We start from the raw sequence: 17047 nt of genomic DNA on the forward strand, positions 1-17047 counted from the left end.
GCAAGGGAGTCGCCCAGGCCGGAAAAATGAGATAGGGCGGGGCCGCCATGCTCGTCTCGCTCGTCATTCCCGTCTACAACGAGATTCCCACCCTGGCGGAAATCCTCCGTCGCTGCACCGCCGTGGACTTCCCCAAGGAGCTCGTCCTGGTGGACGACTGCTCCAAGGATGGCAGCCGCGAATTCCTGCGCCAGCTGTCCGAACAGGGTCTGGACGTCCTCGGCGGCACGCCGAAGAACCGCAACGAAATCCGCGTGCTCTTCCAGGAGCAGAACCAGGGCAAGGGGGCCGCCCTGCGCCGGGGCTTCGCCGAGGCCACCGGGGACATCATCCTCGTGCAGGACGCGGACCTGGAATACGACCCCAAGGACATCCCGCGCGTCATCCAGCCCATCATCGATGGCGAGGCGGACGTCGTCTTCGGCAGCCGGTTCATCGGGTCGCCGCGCCGGGTGCTGTACTACTGGCACACCGTCCTCAACAACATGCTCACCACGCTCTCCAACATGACGAGCGGGCTGAACCTCACGGACATGGAGACCTGCTACAAGGCCTTCCGTGCCGAAGTGCTCCGCTCCGTGCACGTGGAGGAGGACCGGTTCGGCTTCGAGCCCGAAATCACCGCCAAGGTGGCGCGCGGCAACTGGCGCGTCTTCGAGGTGCCCATCAGCTACCACGGGCGTACCTACGAAGAGGGCAAGAAGATTGGCTGGAAGGACGGCGTGCGCGCCCTGTACGCCATCGCGAAGTACTCCGTGAAGCGCTGACGGCCGCCCGGCCGCTTTCCTGGGGGGGATGCGGCCATCACCGGGGGATTCGCGGTTCGAATGCGGAGAAGGGAACAGACGGACGGGTGTGGTTGGTTGTCCAGCGAGCGGCACCCTGAAGGGGTTCCGGCTTTTCTTCCTCCGTATTGCAGCGCGTAGTAGTTTCGACATCGCACTCCGTCTGAAGGGCGGGGAAGTTCCACGGCCCTTCCGAAAGCTTCCGTCCCCGTATGTTCGACTGGCTCCACACCCTGTTTTCGCGCGACCTCGCCATCGACCTGGGTACGGCGAACACGCTCATCTACATCCGCGGCCAGGGCATCGTGTCCAACGAGCCCTCCGTCGTGGCGGTGCAGCAGGACTCGCGCGGCGGCAAGAAGGTGCTCGCCGTGGGCAAGGAGGCCAAGGAGATGCTCGGCAGGACGCCGGGCAACATCGTGGCCATCCGGCCCATGAAGGACGGCGTCATCGCCGACTTCGAAATCACCGCCGCGATGCTGCGCTACTTCATCCAGAGCGCGCACAACCGCAAGACGCTGGTGAACCCGCGCATCATCATCGGCATCCCGTCCGGCATCACGGAGGTGGAGCGCCGCGCGGTGCGTGAGGCGGCCGCCAACGCGGGTGCTCGCGAGGTCTACCTCATCGAGCAGCCCATGGCCGCGGCGATTGGCGCGGGCCTGCCGGTGACGGAGCCCAGCGGCAACATGATTGTGGACATCGGCGGTGGCACGTCCGACGTCGCGGTCATCAGCCTCGCGGGCATCGTGTTCGCCAAGTCCGTGCGCATCGGCGGCGACAAGCTGGACGAGGCGATCATCCAGTACGTCAAGCGCAAGTACAACCTGCTCATCGGTGAGCGCACGGCGGAGCTCATCAAGATGGGCATCGGCACGGCGTACCCGACGGACGAGGTCATGACCATGGAGATCAAGGGTCGCGACCTGGTGGCCGGCGTGCCGCGCACGCTCACGGTGTCCAGCGACGAGGTGCGCGACGCGCTCGCGGAGCCCGTCAACGGCATCGTGGAAGCGGTGAAGCTGACGCTGGAGCGCACGCCGCCGGAACTGGCCGGTGACATCGCCGACAGGGGCATCGTGCTGGCCGGTGGCGGCGCGCTGCTCAAGAACCTGGACACGCTGCTCCGCGAGGAGACGGGCCTGCCGGTGTTCCTCGCGGAGGATCCGCTGTCCGCCGTGGTGATTGGCGCGGGCAAGGCGCTGGAGTCGCTCGACATCCTCCGCCAGGTCTGCCAGCCGGGCTGACGTTCCACCCTGCCCCGCTGCATCGTGACGGCGCCGGACCCGCTTCAGGGGTCGGCGCCGTTCGCGTTTCTACGGTGTCGTCGTGGCGGTGGCGGTCCGGGGCAGCGGCAGCCCGGTGGGGGTGACGATGCGCGCCTCGCAGTTGGGGCGGCGGCCCTCCCGGTCGTTCTCCCGGCGGGTCTGCTCCTCCACGAGAGAACCCCTCAGCATGATTCCCGGCGGCAGGGTCTGCACCACCTGGGTGTCCATGCAGGCGTCGAAGGCGCGCCGCATCCAGGGGCTGGCGGCGCGGACCGCGAAGCCGCCCAGTGCGTCCATGCGGGTGAGACCGTCCAGCCGCTGCGTGAACACCGGGTAGCCCTCCGTCGCGTCGCGCCGGGCGTGGACCAGGGTGGCGGCGGCGCGCAGGCCCGGGTCCAGGCGGAGGAGCTCCGACCCGGTGTCGCGCGAGCTGGGCACGGCGTGGTTGCGCAGCGGCTCGCGCGCGAGCATCAGCGGCAACGAAGCGTTGAAGAGGTTCTTCGCACGCGCATCCCCCACCCGCGTGAGCTCCAGGGCGAGCAGCGCGGCGACTTCCGGGTCCAGGCGGGACAGCACGGCCTCGGACTCGCCCACGGCCTGCTTCAGCGCGCGCTTCGGGTCCTGAAGCACGTCCCGGGTGAGGCGCAGCACGGCGCGGTTCACGGGGGACGTCACCACCGCGAGCTCCGCCTCCTTGGGCAAGCCCTGGCCGGTGAGCAGGTCCAGCAGCGCCATCCGCTCCGGCTGGCGCGCCAGGGCGGAGGGAATCCAGTCCGGCATCACGTAGGACGTGTGCTCGGGCCCGGCGGCCGCGGCCGTGCGTCCGGCCAGCACCAGGAAGCCCCAGGTCCGGTGGCGTGGGTCCTCTCCATAGCGGCGCACGAGGGTGGTGGCCGCGTCGCGCAGTTGCGCGCGAAGGAAGATGCGCACGTCCAATTCCAGCGCCTCCAGGTTCGCCGGGGGGTGCTTCTCCACGAGGGTCCGCAGCAGCCTCGACGTCTCGACGGCGAACTCCTGGCGCTCGCTGTCACCCCAGACGCGCGAGTCCCCCAGCTCGAAGCGCCACCGCGCGTCCAGCCACGCGCGGCCCACGTCGGGCGAGTCCGGGAAGCGCTTCGCCAGCTCCTGGTACGCGGCGACGGCCTCCGCGGTGCCCAGGGGCGGCGGGCTCGCGCGCTGCAGGTAGAGGGCCGCCAGCGGCGAGTCCGGGTGCTGCTGCGCGTGCTCCGTGTAGCGGGCGCGGGCCGAGTCCCCTTCGCCGATGAAGCGCATCAGCGCCAGCGCCAGCGCTTGCGCACCCGGGTCTTCCTGCCAGGTGTGCATCAGCATCGCCGCGAAGCCGCGCGTGTTGCGCCAGCGCAGGGCGTCCGGGAGGTTCACCGGCACCTGTGAGTCCATGAGGAGGAAGGCGCGCGCGGCCATCTCCCGCGCGAGGGTGTTCTCCGCCTCCACCTGCGCGACGGCGGACGCCACGCGGCTCGCGGCCTCCCAGCGACCCGATTCCGCGTAGGCGCGCGCGGCGGCTTCCCAGTTCGCGGCCTGGACGGAGAGCTGCTCGCCCGGCTGGAGCACCATGGCGCTCTCCGGCAGGGACCTGGAATACGGGCTCGCGTAGGTGCGGCCCTGCTCCGGGACCGCCTCCAGCATGGCCGCGCCCTTCACGTTGAAGAGGATCCGCTCGCCTTCGGTCGGCAGCATCACGTCCTCGATGACGGACTCCTGGCCGGGCCAGGTCGCCACCGCGCGGAGCCGTTCATCGCCCAGCTTCACGCGCCCCTGCTCCTGCGTCCCGGGCGCCACCACCCAGTGCTCTCCGCCGATGCGCACGTCCACCGGCCGCGACAGGCCATTGACGACCGTCACGGCGCGCATGCTGCGCGCGTCCAGCCACACCGCGCCCAGCCCCGCCAGGGCGCAGAGCCCCAGCGCCATCCCGGCCAGGGCCCCCGCTCGGCGGCGCGACCTTCCGGGCGACGGAGGCACCTGCCCGATGACCTGGATGGGCGCATTGCCGTCCGCGCGCACCAGGTAACCGTCCAACGGCCACACCGGAACGCCCAGCACCGTCACCGTGCGCTCGGCGACGAAGGGCGCGTTCGGGGCGGCGCCGCGCGCAGGCGCCCCCTTCCACCGGACGCCCGTCCCCAGCACGGAGGACGTGACTGGCGGACGGCCCGCGATGACGAAGGCGCCCCGGTCCTCCACCAGCGCCGCCAGCAGCTCCCGCTTGGGCCCCGGCGGCTCCTGCTCCAGCCGGCGGGAGAGCACCGCGTGCACTGCCCAGGCGTCGCCTCGCGCGAGCGCCTCCGACAGCGCGGCGTCCGGCAGGAGCTCCGTCAGACGCGGCGCGCGCTCCAGCAGGCCGCTGGGGTCAGAGACAGGGGTGAGGGACATGGGCCCGCATTCAACCGGGTGCTGACGGGGGGAAGGCAAGCCCCCGAGCCTTGAATCCCGTCAGGCCCCCGGGCCTCCACGCTGTCCGCCTCCCGCCCGACGCGGTCCAAACCTGTCCGACTGTCGGACAGGTTCGTGCGGTGCGCCGCTGGCGGGGGAGGCCAGCTCTCGTGCCTTGAATCCCGGCAGGCCTCGGCCCGAAGCTCCCGCGCCATGGACGCCTTCGACCTCGTGATCCTCTCCATCATCGTCGCGCTCGGGCTGGGGCGCTTTCTGGTGATGCGCGACCAGCGCAACGCGCCCCCGGCGGAGGACACGGCCCCCCGCAAGCCGACGCCCCAGCGCATCGCCGGGCGCGTCCTGTTGGGGTACGCCTACGCGATGGCGCTGTTCATCCTGGTCCGCTTCCTCCTCAGCCGGCTGTGACGGGGCCCGGCTTGCGTCCCGGTCCGAGCGCGCTGGATGCCTTCCCCCATGAACCCATGGCCCGTGTCGGGGGTGGTGTCCTTCGCGCCAGGCGCGTCCCTGCGCCGCCGGGATGAGCGCGGCCCCTCGGAGGGCGTCATCGACCGGCGGCGCCTGACGCCGCTGCGAATCACCTACAGCCTGCTGCTCGCGTATCCGTTCTGCGCGGCCGACACGGCCCTGGACCTCTCCCTGGGCCCCTGAGCGCACGAAGCGCCCGGGGCCCCAGGTGAGAGGCCCGAGCCACCGTCAGTGCTTGCCGTACTCCAGCTTCACGCCCTTGCGCTGCGCGTAGATGTACGCCTCCATCGCGCGCATCTTCGGGTCGCCGTCCGCCAGCGGCTTGCCGCGCACCGGGTTCTCGATGCACCAGTTGATCATGTCGCGCAGCAGCGCCACGCGGCCCAGCTGCACCTGGTACTTCGGATAGGTCTCCGGGTGGGTGTTGGCGCCGTCCGGATGGCACATGTCGCACGACACGCCCACCGTGCCGCCCAGCGCCTCCGCGTCGTGGAACACGCGGTGGCCCTCCTTCACGGCGGCCTGCACGGAGTCCGCCCACACCTGCTCGTCGCGCTCGGAATACGCGCCGTAGGTGTGGCCCGTCTGGAGGTTCACCTTCTGCTGCTGGGGCACCGCCTTCGCGCCCGTCTCCGCGCCCACGCCGCCCGGGCGCACTTCATTGCCCGAGGGCTTCGAGCCGGGGTTGGGCTGGGGCGCGGGCGAGGGTGACTTCTTCGTGGCGGGGGGCGTGGCCTGCGCCAGCACCGGACCGGGCACGTCGTCCCAGTTCGCGTCCGGGTTCTTCTTGCGCCAGTCATCCATCAGCTGCGCGGTGGCGGTGATGGCCTGGGCGCGGCTGAGCTTCTGGCCGTCCTTCACGCCGGGCACTTCCATGGACGTCTCACCGTCGCACAGGCCCAGCACCAGGTTGCCGTCCTTCGACGCGGGCAGGACGTGCTTCGGCAGCGGTTCGGGCTTCGGCTCCGGAGACGTGGCGAGCGCCACGCCGCCGGCGAAGGACAGGGCCGCGCACGGGACCACGAGCAGCTTCATTCGCAGGTTCATGGGAGGGGGTTTCCTCTTCCGGTCCTAGTAGGTGGGCAGCTTGGGCTTGGGGGGCGCGGACTGCTTGCCATTGGAGCCCAGGTAGCTGGCGCGCACGGTGATGGGGGCGCGTTGCCAGAGGTTGTAGACCTTGTCCACGAGCCCCGCCTCCAGCACGTCCATGCGGCCGGTGCCGCAGCCGTCGAACTGGCTGAACGGATCCGCGCGGTTCATGGGCACCGTGAGCGCGGGCAGGCCTTCCGGCGCGTACGGCCACGGCCACGCGGTGGAAAGCATCCCGTGGAAGGAGATGTTGCCAATGCGGTTGCTGAGCAGCTGGTGCGTGTGGCCGTGGATGACGGTGACCTTCTCGTACGGCTTGAGGATGGCCTGCACCTCGTCCGCGTCGTCGGTCCAGAAGTTCCAGGGCTTGTAATACTTGTAGAGCGGCGAGTGGCTGAAGACGATGAGCGGCGTGTTCTTCGCCACCTTGGCCAGGTCGTTCTGGAGCCACTGGCGCTGCTCGGCGCCGACCTCGAAGCGGGACTGGATGCCATTGTCCAGGCCGGCGACGATCTTCATGCGCTCCATGGGGGACAGCTTCCGCTCCGTCCAGAAGTCCTTCTCGTGGATGGAGTTGAGCACCACGAAGTGCACGCCCTTGTGGTCGAAGGAGTAGTTGGGCGCGCCGAACAGGTCGCGCCACAGCTCGCCCATGTCCAGGAACCAGTCGTGCTCGCCCACCATCATCTTGATGGGGGCCTTCACGGACTTGAGGATTTGAGCGCCCAGCTTGAGCTCACCGGCCTGGCCCAGCTGCGCCAGGTCACCGCCGAAGAGGACGAAGTCCGGCTGGGGGTCCAGCGCGTTCACGTCGTCCACGGCCTTGAGGATGGCGCGCACGAAGCGGTCGTTGAGCTTGTTCTCATACAGGTGCGTGTCGGAGATGTACGCGAAGGAGAACTTCGGCTTCTCCCCCTGCGCCTCCGCCACGTTGACCCATTGGAAGCTGTTGGGCGTGAGCTTGCCCATGCCCGCCACGATGCCGGCGGAGATGCCGGCGACGCGCATGAAGGCGCGGCGGTCCAGCTTCTTCAGGCCCTCGAAGAAGGCCTCGCGCTCGGCGTAGTGCTTCGTCTCGATGCTCTGGAACTTGTTGGCCATGGCGCGCCTCCGTTACCGCTGTTGGGTGGTCGTCACCGGGGTGACGTCGCCGTAGATGCCCAGGTCCGCCGGATTCTTCACGCTCAGGTCCGGGTTCGGAGCCAGGTCGCCCAGGTTGCCCTTCTTGCCCAGGGCGATGGCGTTGTCCCGCTCCGGCCGGGTGTTCTTCCGGGCGCGCTGCTTCGCCAGCTGCTCCTTGTTGAGCTTGTCGAACTTCGTGTCCGTGAGCGTGAAGAGGAACGCCACCAGGTCGTCGATTTCAGGCTCCGTGAGCCCCAGCCGCTGCATCCCCCCGTCGAGGAAGGGATTGGCCACGCCGCCCTTGTTGTAGTGGTCCATCACGTCCCACAGCGTGGTGAGCGACCCGTCGTGCATGTACGGGCCGGTGATGCCCACGTTGCGCAGGGTGGGCGTCTTGAACGAGCCCACGTCGTTCTCCTGCTTGGTGACGAGGAAGCGGCCCAGCTCGGAGAACTCCGAGTTGAGCGCCAGCTCGTCGATCTGCTTCTCGTCGCCGGTGCGCACCACCTGCACGCCCTTGCGCGCCAGGGTGACGAAGTCCTGCTTGTGCGCGGCGACGCCGACGTTGTGGAACTTCTGGTCGCTGAACAGCGGGGAGACCGCGTTGCCCGCGTGGCAGGAATTGCAGCGCGCCTTGCCGTTGAAGAGCGCCCAGCCGTTCTTCTCCGATGCGGTGAGCGCCTTGGCGTCCCCCATGATGAACTTGTCGAAGCGCGCGTCGCCGGAGAACTGCATCCGTTCGAACGCGGCGATGGCGACGGCCAGGTCGTCGAAGTTCGGCTCGCGGCCGAAGACCTTCTGGAAGTCGGTGACGTATTCGGGGATGCCGCGCACCTTCTTCACGACGGTGTCCGGGTCCGGCATGCCCATCTCACGCGGGTTGAGGATGGGCAGCTTCGCCTGGTCCTCCAGCGTGCCCGCGCGGCCGTCCCAGAACTGGGTGGCGTTGAAGAGGGCGTTGAGCACAGTGGGGCTGTTGCGCGTCACCTTCTGCTGCTTGACGCCCTCCGACAGCGGCTTGCCGTCGGTGAAGCCCAGCTCCGGCTCATGACACGTCATGCAGGCCACGGTGTTGTCCACCGACAGGCGCTTTTCCCGGAAGAGCTTCTCGCCCAGCGCCACCCGCTCCGGCGTGGGCTCCGAGCCCTTGGGCACCGCGAGCCGCCACAGCGTCGCGGAGACACCCGGCGGCAGCCGCGGCGGTGTCGCTGTCGCCTGCGGTGTTGGTGGAGACGCTGCCAGTCCCACGCCGGAATTGAGAACCACGGCGAGCACCGTGACGACGCCCGAAGGCAGCCGCATGACACTCCTCCCACCCGTTCTCTGGAGTCGCCGCGGGACATCCGCGCGGTCCGAGGCCGGTACGGCGCATTTCAGGCAACTCGCGCGAACCGTTCAATGGTTGCTCGGTCGTTGGGGAGGGGGAAGTGTCTGGGATTGGAAGTTCCCGCGACGAAAAACCCGCCGGAGCGGGATGTTCCCGCCGGACGCAGGCGCGTCCCGGGCACACGCAGCGCTGCGCTCCCGCCTGCCTGTTTCATGTGCCGTCCGGCGATAAGTCAGCCACATGACAGGGGAATCCCTCCCAGTTCAATCCATGGCACAGCCACTGCACTCCGGGTGAATCGCAGTCAAACCCCCAGTCCTCAAGGACAAGACCATGGCCGACACACAGATCACCCTGTATCGCGACACCAACTTCGAAGGGCGCAGCATCGTGCTGACGACGTGCGGCTCCTCGAACCTGGGCAACGACTACGGCTTCAATGACCAGACGTCCTCCATCAAGGTCCAGAGCGGCATCTGGCTCGTCTACAGCGACTCGAACTACGGCGGCTCCGTCTACGTCCTGACCCCGGGCGAGTACCGCAGCCCCGGCACGTGGGGCGGTTCGGGCGACTCCATCTCCTCCGTGCGTCCGCTGCCGGGCGTGCAGGGGACCAACATGGCCATCCTCTTCCAGGACTCGAACTACGGGGCGCGCATGGTCGCCGTCACGGGCTCCTTGGCGTCGCTGAGCGACATCGACTTCAACGACCAGGCGTCCTCCGCCATCATCCTGGGCGGAACCTGGCTGATGTATAAGGACTCGAACTTCAAGGGCACCACGTGGAGCGTCTCCGCGACCGGAGGCGCCGGCCACAACGGCTACTACCCGAGCGCCAACGGCTTCTTCGACAACGACGCCGTCTCCTCCATCATGCCCGGGTAGACCGCTCCGCTGGCTTGATATCCGAAAGGGATTGCCCCCTCCCCGCTGCTGGCACGTCCCAGGGGACCGGCATGGGGTCCAACGCTCTCCGTCCTGTTTGAAACAGGAGGCTGGGCCCTATGCTGCGCGGGTTTCCTGGACAAGGACCCTGCGATGGCCGGCTACTGCGCGACACATAAAGGATTCTACCCCGGCGCCACGTGTGACAAGTGCGCCTCCGGGACGACGGTCTCCGAGGGGGGCAGCGCGTCCGTCAAGACGGTGACGCCGACCCCCGTCCGGCCCCAGCCCCGGGCGCAGTTCTCCATTCCCACTGGCCCCCCGTCACAGCCGGTGACGCAGAACGTGGTGAAGGTGTCGTCCCCGCCGCCCACGTTCACGGGCAGCCCGCCGCCCAAGCTCGTCTCCCCGCCGGTGCCGAAGAAGGTCGTATCGCCCCCGCCCTCCGTCGTCGTGCCGAAGCAGGTCGAGCCGAAACCGCCGACGCCGGTCCCCATGGTGAACAAGATCGCCGCGTCGGTGGAGCTGGCCTCGTCGTCGCAGCCCGTGGTCACGACGGAGACGAACAAGTCCTCGGCGGTGCCCAAGGAGCAGATGGACGCCTTCATCGACGGGCTCGTCGCGCTGCGGCCCGAGGTGGGCTTCCCCCTCTTCACCATCTGCGACAACAACAGCTTCCACACCACGGGCTACTTGTGGGGTTTCTACGCCGTGAAGGCCCTGAAGGCGCGCGGCAAGCTGGACGGCCCCGTGATGGTCCTCAACTTCGACAGCCATTCGGACGCGGGCTCGCAGTCCGCCCGGTTCGTCGCCAGTGACCGCTGGGGCGGCATGCTGGTGAACGCCATCAAGGCGGAGGGCGTCCCCGGCGGCTACCTGTCCACGTTCAACCACCCCAAGGGCACGGGCAACCACTTCGTCTCCGCGGGTGGGACGGTCGGCTCCGCGCCATCCAAGCCCACCATCTCCCTGGAGGACCTGGCCATCGGCGACCTCCAGGCCCGGGAAGCCCGGCTGCGGGAAATCTTCGCCACCTTCTGGGAGGCGGTGCAGACGCACTTCGGCCAGCCCATCAAGTACGTCTTCTACACCATCGACCGGGACGTGCTGCTCAACAGCTTCACGCAGTGGGGCGACGGCGCCATCAACGGTCCCACGGACCTGGTGCCCTACCTGCGCGCCGCGCTGGGGCCCCTGCTCGTGGGGACGGAGGCCAAGCCCGCGGCCGCGAAGCTCATCGGCTTCGACATCACGGGGATGCCGGAGACGCGCGAGCGCATCGACGGGCGCAAGCCCGCGGACGGCTTCGAGAACCCGCCCAAGGTCTGGGACAACATGCGGACGGAGCTGGCGTCGATGCGCGAGTTCGCGGGCACGCTCCCCACGCCCGACAGCGCGCCCCTGAACAACCTCATCTTCTTCAGCGGCAGCATCAGCTACACGGCCGTCGCCGCGTTCCAGTCGCTGCCCATGGCGACCGCGGACTGCACCGACTACGTGAGCACGCTCTCCAACCTGCTCAAGGGTCCGGTGGCGGCAGGCCCCTGGACCTACCTGCTGTGCCGGCAGAAGCCGCCCATCTACAACCATGGCTGGAAGCCGTTCTCGCTCTACCGGGTCGCCTCCGGAATCTCACCCGCGAAGCGCGGCGCCATCATGACCCAGCTCGGGGCCCCCACGCCGGTGGGAGGCTTCGCCTGCACGGCTTCGGTGACGGATGCCAGGCTCATGGATCCGCCGAAGGTGCTCGTCGCGGACATGGTCGAGAAGCGGGGCGCGTTCGCGGAGTACCACCCGGACGTGCACTGAGTCAGGGCTCGGGGACACGCAGGTCGCGTGAGCGCAGCAGCATGGCGGACGCGGTGGCAGGAGCGAGCACCGATGCGACGATGATGCTCCAGTCCCACGGTCCTCGCGCGCGGGCGGCGTTGAAGGCGAGCGCCTGCACCAGCGTGAGACATGCGTCCGCGGTGGTGAGCCGTCCCAGCAGCGTGGCCAGCCCGTCACGCCAGCGGCGCAGGAGGAAGAGCAGGCCCACGACGAGCCCCACGTCGAACGCCACCCAGCCCCACTGCACCCACGGCGAGGGGAACCAGTGGGCGCTCATGGGCAGCGCGAGCAGCAACGTCCACGGCATCAGCAGCGCGGTCAGCGTGCGCACGAAGAAGCGCGGCCTGCGCAGCAGCGTGACGAGCCCGAACTTCACCAGGCTCCCCCGCGCGAAGGCCCGGAGCGCGTCGTAGATGGCCCACGTCGCCGGTTCGTCCTTCGGGTGCGACAGGTAGAGGGTCACCCAACGGTTGGGGCGGAACTTGGCCTTGAAGGCGCGCAGGCCCTCGAAGTCGAACAGCGGGCGTCCCGCGCTGCGTGCGAACCGCAGCCACGGCCGCACCGGGCCCGCGAGCGGCGCCAGTCCCAGCGTCACGTACCGGCGCCCGTTCAGCGCGGCGGCGCGCATCGCGGCGTCCACCAGCGTCTCCGCCGTGCCGTTGGGCGCGGAGGGTTCACGCAGCAGGTCCTGGAGGAACCAGCCGTCGCGCGCGTACACGGGCGTCACCGACAGGAAGCCCACCACGCGGCCCTCCACCTCCGCCACGAAGGCGCGGCGCTCGCGGGCGAAGGCGTCCGGCGCCAACCCCACCAGGAAGCCCATGGTCGCCATGCGGCGCGACGCCAGCCAGTGCTCGGCCAGCACCTCCACCGCCGCGCGCAACGGATGGCCTTCCGTCTCCATCACCTCCGCGGGCACCTCGCGCACGCGCACGCCGTGGGAGCGCGCGCGGCGGAGCTGTTCGCGCAGGCTGCGGCTGCCCTTCACCACCGCGTCCCAGTCCGCCGGGTCCCACACGGGTTGCTCGCCAATGGGCAGCTCCTCGAACGGGACGAGCTTCGAGAAGCGCGACTCGGTGGCGAAGAAGCTCACGCGCCGGCCCGCGCTCCGGGCCGCCCGGTGGAAGGCCTCCACCACGTCGTGCACGCGCTCCGTCGCCGCGATGGGGCCACCTCCCGCCACCCATGCACCGCCCGTGTCCACGTAGGCGATGCACCCGTCCCCTTCCGGCGCGAACCAGTACTGGAAGCCCGGCTGCAGCACCTGGAAGGACGTCGCGTTCCAGCCGTGATGCTTGAGCAGCGCCAGCACCCGCTCGCGCGCGTCTCCTGAGGTGTCCCGGGGGTCAGCCATGGTGTTTGCATTCAAACTACGTCCCAGGGGACGGCCCCGCCAGCCAAAGCCACGCGGGGAGACAGGGCCCTCCCTGGACGGAACGTGTGGAAGTGCACCGTCTCCGGGTGGAGTGCGCGGGGAATGGATCCAATCCGGCCGCTCCCACGCACTACAGGAAGACGTCCCGCGCATTTTCCGGAGCCGTGAGCCGTGCCCCCACCCCGTCCCATCCCGTTCACCGGGTTGCTGTTCGCCGTGCTCCTGCTGCCGGTCGCGGCCTCCGCGCAGGTGCGAACCAACGTCGCGCGGCTGCTCGCCTCGGACGCGGCGGAGGTCATCGACGCGCCGGTGGTGGGACTCCAGCGCACGGCGCTGCCGCTGTTCGCCGGGTTCTCCGTGGACACGTCCCTCTACGCGGACGCGCTGCTCGCGCCGAACCTGGGGCTGCGGTGGGCGCTGGCCGCCGGGCCGCACCGGGTGGCGCTGGGCGCGCGCTACACGCACTTCGTGGGCGCGTCGGCGTACTCCGGCGAGGTGGAGTCGCAGGAGCCCGCCATCCAGAGCTTCACGCCGGAGCTGTCCGGCCCGGCCTTCTATGCCGTGTATGGCCTGTCGCTGGGTCCGGTGCTGGTGCAGGGCGAGGCGCGCTATGCGCGGTACGACTCCGACTACCTGGCCTTCACCGGCGCGGTGGCGTGGAACTTCACCGGGGCGTGGTCGCTCATCGCCGAAGGCGGCATGCGCGTGAAGGGCGGCGCGAAGCTGAAGGCCGCCGCGGGCGTGCGCTACGGCGGCGAGCACTTCGGCCTGGCGCTGGGCGCGGCCTACGTGGACCTGAGCGACCCGGCGCTCCCGGGCGAGGACCTGCCGGTGCTGCCCACCTTCGACCTGTCCTGGAGCTTCCGATGATGCGGCGGTTCGTCCTGTGCGCGGCCGGCGCGCTGCTGGCGTCGTGTTCGGCGGAGATCAACGTGGAGACGGCGCCGTTCACCCAGACGGTGCCGGTGACGTCGGTGCTGGCGCCGGTGTACGCGGAGGTGGCGCTGGACCTGCCGGAGGAGACGCGGGACCTGTCGGTCGTCACCGTCAACACGGTGCAGGCGGCGCTCACGGTGGTCAATCCCTCTCAGGCGCTGACGCTCCAGATGAGCGCGCGGCTGTCCTTCACGGGGCAGGCGGAGCCGGGCACGCCAAAGACATACACGGAGGCCAACCTGCCGCCGTACTACGCGGCGTCGACGTTGCTGCTGACGCCGCGCGCGTTCGCGCCCAACAGCCGCACGCCGCTCACCGTGGACAACCCGGCGCTGAAGCAGGCCCTGGGCAAGCAGCGCGTGTGGCTCATCGTGGAGAACACCGTCACGCGGACCAGCGGCCTGCCCACGGGCGGGCTGCCGGTGAACATCGTGCTGGAGAACATCGTGTTCAGCGCCAACGTCACCAAGACCTTCCCGGGGCTGGGCGGGGCCTTGGAGGTCGGCGGACTTTAGGGCCGGAGCCGGGCCCCCATGGGACGGCCCTCCCATCGAGGGGCCCGGCTTGTAGTACCGCTGGCGGTGCCGGAGGTCGCGCTCACGGAGGAGGCTGGAGGAAGCGCGCGAAGGCCTGCACACAGAACTCCGTGAAGGCGCGCACCTTGGCGGGAACGAGCCGGCGGTGCGGATGGACCAGGAAGATGCCACGCCCGGCCACCGGGGCTTCCGGCAGCAGCGTCACCAGCGTGCCCGCGCGCAGGTCGTCCAGCACCAGATAGCCGGGCAGGTTGGCGATGCCCCGTCCCTGGAGGACGGCCTGCCGCAGGATGAGGTTGTTGTTGGATTGGAAGGGCCCGGAGACCCGCAGGCTCTGTCGGCCCTCAGGACCTTCGAACCGCCACGCCATGGGCGAATGCCCGCGCTTGAAGGTCAGGCAGTCGTGCTCCAGCAGGGCGTCTGGCGTGCGCGGCGTCCCGCGCCGCTGGAGGTAGGCGGGGCTCGCGCACAGGACGCGCTGCTCCGGGCCGAGGCGCCGCACCACCAACGTGCTGTCCTCCAGCGCGTCCGCGATGCGGATCGCCACGTCGAAGCCCTCCTCCACCAGGTCCACCAGCCGGTCGCTGGCGTCCAGGTCCACCCGCACCTCGGGATGGGCGGCCTGGAACGCGGCGGCCATCGCGCCGACGTGGACCTCGCCCAGCACCGCGGGCGCGGCGATGCGCAGCAGGCCCCGGGGCGTTTCATCCAGGGCCGTGACGGACAGCGCGGCGTCCTCCAGTTCCGCCAGCACCCGGCGGCAGTGCGCGTAGAAGACGCTGCCGGCCTCCGTGAGGCTCACGTGGTGCGTGGTCCTCTGGAGCAGCCGCGCCCCCAGGCGCGACTCCAGGTGGGCCACCTGCTTGCTCACCGCGGAGGGCGTCAGGCCCAGCCTTCGCGCCGCCGCGGAGAAGCCGCCGTCCTCCACGGCCCGCACGAAGGCGTGCAGCGGCATCACCTCGTCGAAGAGCAGGGGGTTCGGCTTTTTCCGCTGGGGCACAGGCGTCGTTCCTCGGGACCACGTTCCCAATCCCGCTCCCCCGGCGCAAGAGATGGGCATCGGGGACGCCCACCGCGTCCCCCTCTGGAGGAGCACCCATGCGGACACCTTCCCCCGAATCCGGACACCTGTTCGGCCTCACCGACGGCGAGGCCGGCTACGCCCTGCTGCGCATCACCCTGGGCCTCAACATCCTGCTGCACGGCGTGGTCCGGCTGGTGGGGGGCCCCGGGGCCTTCGCCGACGGACTGGTGAAGGCCTTCGAAACCTCCCTGCTGCCCGGGGCGCTGGTGCGGCCCTTCGCGTGGGTGCTGCCCTTCGCGGAGACGGCGGTGGGCGCGCTGGTGCTGGTGGGGCTGCTGACGCGCCAGGCGCTCGCGGTGGGAGGGCTGCTGATGCTGGCGCTCGTGTTCGGCACGGCGCTGAGGAGCGAGTGGGAGATGTTGAGCGTGCAGATGCTCTACGTGGGCCTCTACGCCGCGCTGCTGGGCACCGCTCGCTTCAACGCCCTGGCCCTGGACCGGCTGCGCCTGTCCGCGCCGGCCGCGACGACCCGGAGCGCCCCATGAGCACCCGGCGCCAGTTCCTGTCTGGGACCGCCGTGGCGGCCGGCGCGCTCGCGGTGTCGGGGGCCGTTGCCGCGGAAGCCCCCGCGCGCGGCACGCCGAAGGCCTCCGCGAAGAAAGGCTTCTGGCCGGGAGGCGCACGGCTGGCCATCTCCCTGTCGCTCCAGTTCGAAGCCGGCGCGCAGCCCGAGCGCGGCGCGAGCAGTCCGTTCCCGCCCATCGACGCGAAGTACCCGGACCTGCCGGTGGCCACCTGGTACGAGTACGGCGTGAGGGAGGGCATCCCCCGGCTGCTGGAGATGTTCTCGCGGCGGGGCGTCCAGGTGACCTCGCACATGGTGGGGCAGGCGGTGGAGCGCAACCCTGCGCTGGCGAAGGAGATCGTGGAGCGCGGACACGAGGCCGCCGCGCATGGACAGACCTGGACGCCACAGTTCTCCATGACGCCCGAGGAGGAGCGCGCCTCCTACGAGGCCAACGTGCGCGCCATCCAGCGAGCCACGGGGCAGACGCCGGTGGGCTTCAATGCCTTCTGGATGCGCGGCACGCCCCGGACGCTGGAGATCCTCCAGGACCTGGGGTTCCTGTATCACATTGACGACGTGAGCCGGGACGAGCCCTTCGTCGTGGACGTGCGGGGCAAGCCCTTCGCGGTGGTGCCCTACACGCTGGGGATGAACGACATCCTCAACTTCGAGTCGCGCAATTACACCGCCGACCAGTTCGCGAGCGAGCTCAAGAACGAGTTCGACGCGCTGTATGCCGAAGCGGGCGAGCGCCGCAGGATGATGTCCATCAGCATGCACGACCGCATCTCCGGCAGGCCGGGCCGCGTGAAGATGCTGGAGGAGTTCATCCGCTACGCGCAGCGCCAGCCGGGCGTCTGGTTCGCGCGGAAGGACGCACTGGCGCGCTGGACGCTGGAGCAGGCCGGAACCTGAGCAGCCGCCATCCTGGCCGGGCGGCTCCCCGGGCCGCCCCCTCAGGAACCGTCGTCCTCCGCGTCGTCCCCGCCCCCGTCATCCGCGGGCGCGCGGCCGAGCAGCCGGTCCACCTCCGCGTGCGCGCCCTCCGCCTGGGCCGCGCTGATGCGCTTGTACGTCTTGAGCGCGTCCACCACGCGGTGCGCGTGCTTCCACAGCGCGCGGGAACCACTGGCCGGCGAGCGCTTGCGTGGAGACGGCAGCATCGCGGCCAGCACCGCGCCCTGCGCCACGGAGAGCTGGGACGCGGACACGCCGAAGTGCTCGCGCGCGCCCGCCTCAATCCCATACACGCCGTTCCCCCACTCCACCACGTTGAGGTACAGCGTCAGGATGCGCTGCTTCGTCAGCGCCTCTTCCAGCCGGTGCGCCAGCACCAGCTCCTTCAGCTTGCGCAAGAGGCTGCGGTCCGAGGACAGCCAGAGGTTCTTCGCCAGCTGCTGCGTGAGCGTGGACGCCCCCCGC

General features: G+C 70.0%; 17 protein-coding genes. 10 read left to right on the forward strand and 7 right to left on the reverse strand.

The window, feature by feature from the left end; translation table 11 throughout:
- The first annotated feature begins 47 nt into the window (after window positions 1-47).
- Together D7X32_RS25160 and D7X32_RS25165 are read left to right on the forward strand one after the other, a co-directional pair.
- On the forward strand, window positions 48-767 hold the full coding sequence (locus tag D7X32_RS25160; RefSeq protein WP_120605113.1) for a glycosyltransferase family 2 protein: 720 nt from the start codon (window positions 48-50) through the stop codon (window positions 765-767).
- Between the two features lie 230 nt (window positions 768-997).
- Window positions 998-2032, forward strand: coding sequence for a rod shape-determining protein (locus D7X32_RS25165; RefSeq protein WP_014400170.1), 1035 nt, complete (start codon window positions 998-1000; stop codon window positions 2030-2032).
- A gap of 69 nt (window positions 2033-2101) precedes the next feature.
- Here the strand turns inward: D7X32_RS25165 and D7X32_RS25170 are convergent, their stop codons facing one another.
- Entirely contained in the window at window positions 2102-4447 is a 2346-nt protein-coding gene (locus tag D7X32_RS25170; RefSeq protein WP_120605114.1) for a tetratricopeptide repeat protein, read from the reverse strand.
- A gap of 213 nt (window positions 4448-4660) precedes the next feature.
- Here D7X32_RS25170 and D7X32_RS25175 point away from each other — a divergent pair, with 213 nt between their 5' ends.
- The gene (locus D7X32_RS25175) at window positions 4661-4873 is read left to right on the forward strand and encodes a hypothetical protein (RefSeq protein WP_120605115.1); all 213 of its coding nucleotides are present in this window, start codon (window positions 4661-4663) and stop codon (window positions 4871-4873) included.
- Between the two features lie 48 nt (window positions 4874-4921).
- Window positions 4922-5116 carry a hypothetical protein gene (locus D7X32_RS25180; protein ID WP_147450255.1) on the forward strand — a complete coding sequence of 65 codons (195 nt, stop codon included), beginning with the start codon at window positions 4922-4924 and terminating at the stop codon, window positions 5114-5116.
- A 45-nt stretch (window positions 5117-5161) separates the two neighbouring features.
- On the opposite strand, the gene D7X32_RS46935 is transcribed toward D7X32_RS25180, so the two are convergent.
- Genes D7X32_RS46935 through D7X32_RS25195 form a run of 3 tightly spaced genes read right to left on the reverse strand, consistent with a single transcriptional unit; the run spans window position 5162 to window position 8446 of the window.
- On the reverse strand, window positions 5162-5980 hold the full coding sequence (locus D7X32_RS46935) for a c-type cytochrome (RefSeq protein WP_244239165.1): 819 nt from the start codon (window positions 5978-5980) through the stop codon (window positions 5162-5164).
- A 24-nt stretch (window positions 5981-6004) separates the two neighbouring features.
- A complete protein-coding gene (locus D7X32_RS25190; RefSeq protein ID WP_120605117.1) occupies window positions 6005-7123 on the reverse strand; it encodes a metallophosphoesterase family protein in 1119 nt (372 codons plus the stop codon).
- 12 nt (window positions 7124-7135) lie between these two features.
- Window positions 7136-8446, reverse strand: coding sequence for a cytochrome-c peroxidase (locus D7X32_RS25195; protein ID WP_120605118.1), 1311 nt, complete (start codon window positions 8444-8446; stop codon window positions 7136-7138).
- A 358-nt stretch (window positions 8447-8804) separates the two neighbouring features.
- Here D7X32_RS25195 and D7X32_RS25200 point away from each other — a divergent pair, with 358 nt between their 5' ends.
- Both D7X32_RS25200 and D7X32_RS25210 read left to right on the forward strand, forming a co-directional pair.
- On the forward strand, window positions 8805-9356 hold the full coding sequence (locus D7X32_RS25200; RefSeq protein WP_120605119.1) for a beta/gamma-crystallin domain-containing protein: 552 nt from the start codon (window positions 8805-8807) through the stop codon (window positions 9354-9356).
- A 153-nt stretch (window positions 9357-9509) separates the two neighbouring features.
- On the forward strand, window positions 9510-11165 hold the full coding sequence (locus tag D7X32_RS25210; RefSeq protein ID WP_147450256.1) for a hypothetical protein: 1656 nt from the start codon (window positions 9510-9512) through the stop codon (window positions 11163-11165).
- Between the two features lies 1 nt (window position 11166).
- Here D7X32_RS25210 and D7X32_RS25215 read toward each other — a convergent pair whose 3' ends face one another.
- Window positions 11167-12540, reverse strand: coding sequence for a bifunctional lysylphosphatidylglycerol flippase/synthetase MprF (locus D7X32_RS25215; protein ID WP_167506510.1), 1374 nt, complete (start codon window positions 12538-12540; stop codon window positions 11167-11169).
- A 192-nt stretch (window positions 12541-12732) separates the two neighbouring features.
- Here D7X32_RS25215 and D7X32_RS25220 point away from each other — a divergent pair, with 192 nt between their 5' ends.
- Both D7X32_RS25220 and D7X32_RS25225 read left to right on the forward strand, forming a co-directional pair.
- Window positions 12733-13431, forward strand: a complete 699-nt coding sequence (locus D7X32_RS25220; protein ID WP_244239166.1) for a hypothetical protein — start codon at window positions 12733-12735, stop codon at window positions 13429-13431.
- Window positions 13428-14012, forward strand: a complete 585-nt coding sequence (locus D7X32_RS25225; RefSeq protein ID WP_171449644.1) for a hypothetical protein — start codon at window positions 13428-13430, stop codon at window positions 14010-14012. The genes D7X32_RS25220 and D7X32_RS25225 overlap by 4 nt, the downstream gene beginning before the upstream one ends.
- A gap of 82 nt (window positions 14013-14094) precedes the next feature.
- Here D7X32_RS25225 and D7X32_RS25230 read toward each other — a convergent pair whose 3' ends face one another.
- A complete protein-coding gene (locus D7X32_RS25230) occupies window positions 14095-15033 on the reverse strand; it encodes a LysR family transcriptional regulator (protein ID WP_158625756.1) in 939 nt (312 codons plus the stop codon).
- Between the two features lie 98 nt (window positions 15034-15131).
- Between D7X32_RS25230 and D7X32_RS25235 the strand changes: the two genes are divergently transcribed.
- Window positions 15132-15602, forward strand: a complete 471-nt coding sequence (locus D7X32_RS25235) for a MauE/DoxX family redox-associated membrane protein (RefSeq protein ID WP_120605123.1) — start codon at window positions 15132-15134, stop codon at window positions 15600-15602.
- On the forward strand, window positions 15599-16540 hold the full coding sequence (locus tag D7X32_RS25240; RefSeq protein WP_120605124.1) for a polysaccharide deacetylase family protein: 942 nt from the start codon (window positions 15599-15601) through the stop codon (window positions 16538-16540). The genes D7X32_RS25235 and D7X32_RS25240 overlap by 4 nt, the downstream gene beginning before the upstream one ends.
- A gap of 41 nt (window positions 16541-16581) precedes the next feature.
- On the opposite strand, the gene D7X32_RS25245 is transcribed toward D7X32_RS25240, so the two are convergent.
- The coding region (locus D7X32_RS25245) for a transglycosylase domain-containing protein (RefSeq protein WP_147450257.1) at window positions 16582-17047 on the reverse strand (466 nt) is incomplete at its 5' end.

Source organism: Corallococcus carmarthensis, from assembly GCF_003611695.1.
Taxonomy (GTDB): domain Bacteria; phylum Myxococcota; class Myxococcia; order Myxococcales; family Myxococcaceae; genus Corallococcus; species Corallococcus carmarthensis.

Bases quoted from the DNA above. Each gene is read 5' to 3' on its own strand.
- D7X32_RS25240 (WP_120605124.1), top strand. From the start codon at position 15,599: ATGAGCACCCGGCGCCAGTTCCTGTCTGGGACCGCCGTGGCGGCCGGC.
- D7X32_RS25170 (WP_120605114.1), bottom strand. From the start codon at position 4,447: ATGTCCCTCACCCCTGTCTCTGACCCCAGCGGCCTGCTGGAGCGCGCG.
- D7X32_RS25215 (WP_167506510.1), bottom strand. From the start codon at position 12,540: ATGGCTGACCCCCGGGACACCTCAGGAGACGCGCGCGAGCGGGTGCTG.
- D7X32_RS25160 (WP_120605113.1), top strand. From the start codon at position 48: ATGCTCGTCTCGCTCGTCATTCCCGTCTACAACGAGATTCCCACCCTG.
- D7X32_RS25195 (WP_120605118.1), bottom strand. From the start codon at position 8,446: ATGCGGCTGCCTTCGGGCGTCGTCACGGTGCTCGCCGTGGTTCTCAAT.
- D7X32_RS25200 (WP_120605119.1), top strand. From the start codon at position 8,805: ATGGCCGACACACAGATCACCCTGTATCGCGACACCAACTTCGAAGGG.
- D7X32_RS25190 (WP_120605117.1), bottom strand. From the start codon at position 7,123: ATGGCCAACAAGTTCCAGAGCATCGAGACGAAGCACTACGCCGAGCGC.
- D7X32_RS25225 (WP_171449644.1), top strand. From the start codon at position 13,428: ATGATGCGGCGGTTCGTCCTGTGCGCGGCCGGCGCGCTGCTGGCGTCG.
- D7X32_RS25235 (WP_120605123.1), top strand. From the start codon at position 15,132: ATGCGGACACCTTCCCCCGAATCCGGACACCTGTTCGGCCTCACCGAC.
- D7X32_RS25180 (WP_147450255.1), top strand. From the start codon at position 4,922: ATGAACCCATGGCCCGTGTCGGGGGTGGTGTCCTTCGCGCCAGGCGCG.
- D7X32_RS25175 (WP_120605115.1), top strand. From the start codon at position 4,661: ATGGACGCCTTCGACCTCGTGATCCTCTCCATCATCGTCGCGCTCGGG.
- D7X32_RS25165 (WP_014400170.1), top strand. From the start codon at position 998: ATGTTCGACTGGCTCCACACCCTGTTTTCGCGCGACCTCGCCATCGAC.
- D7X32_RS46935 (WP_244239165.1), bottom strand. From the start codon at position 5,980: ATGAACCTGCGAATGAAGCTGCTCGTGGTCCCGTGCGCGGCCCTGTCC.
- D7X32_RS25210 (WP_147450256.1), top strand. From the start codon at position 9,510: ATGGCCGGCTACTGCGCGACACATAAAGGATTCTACCCCGGCGCCACG.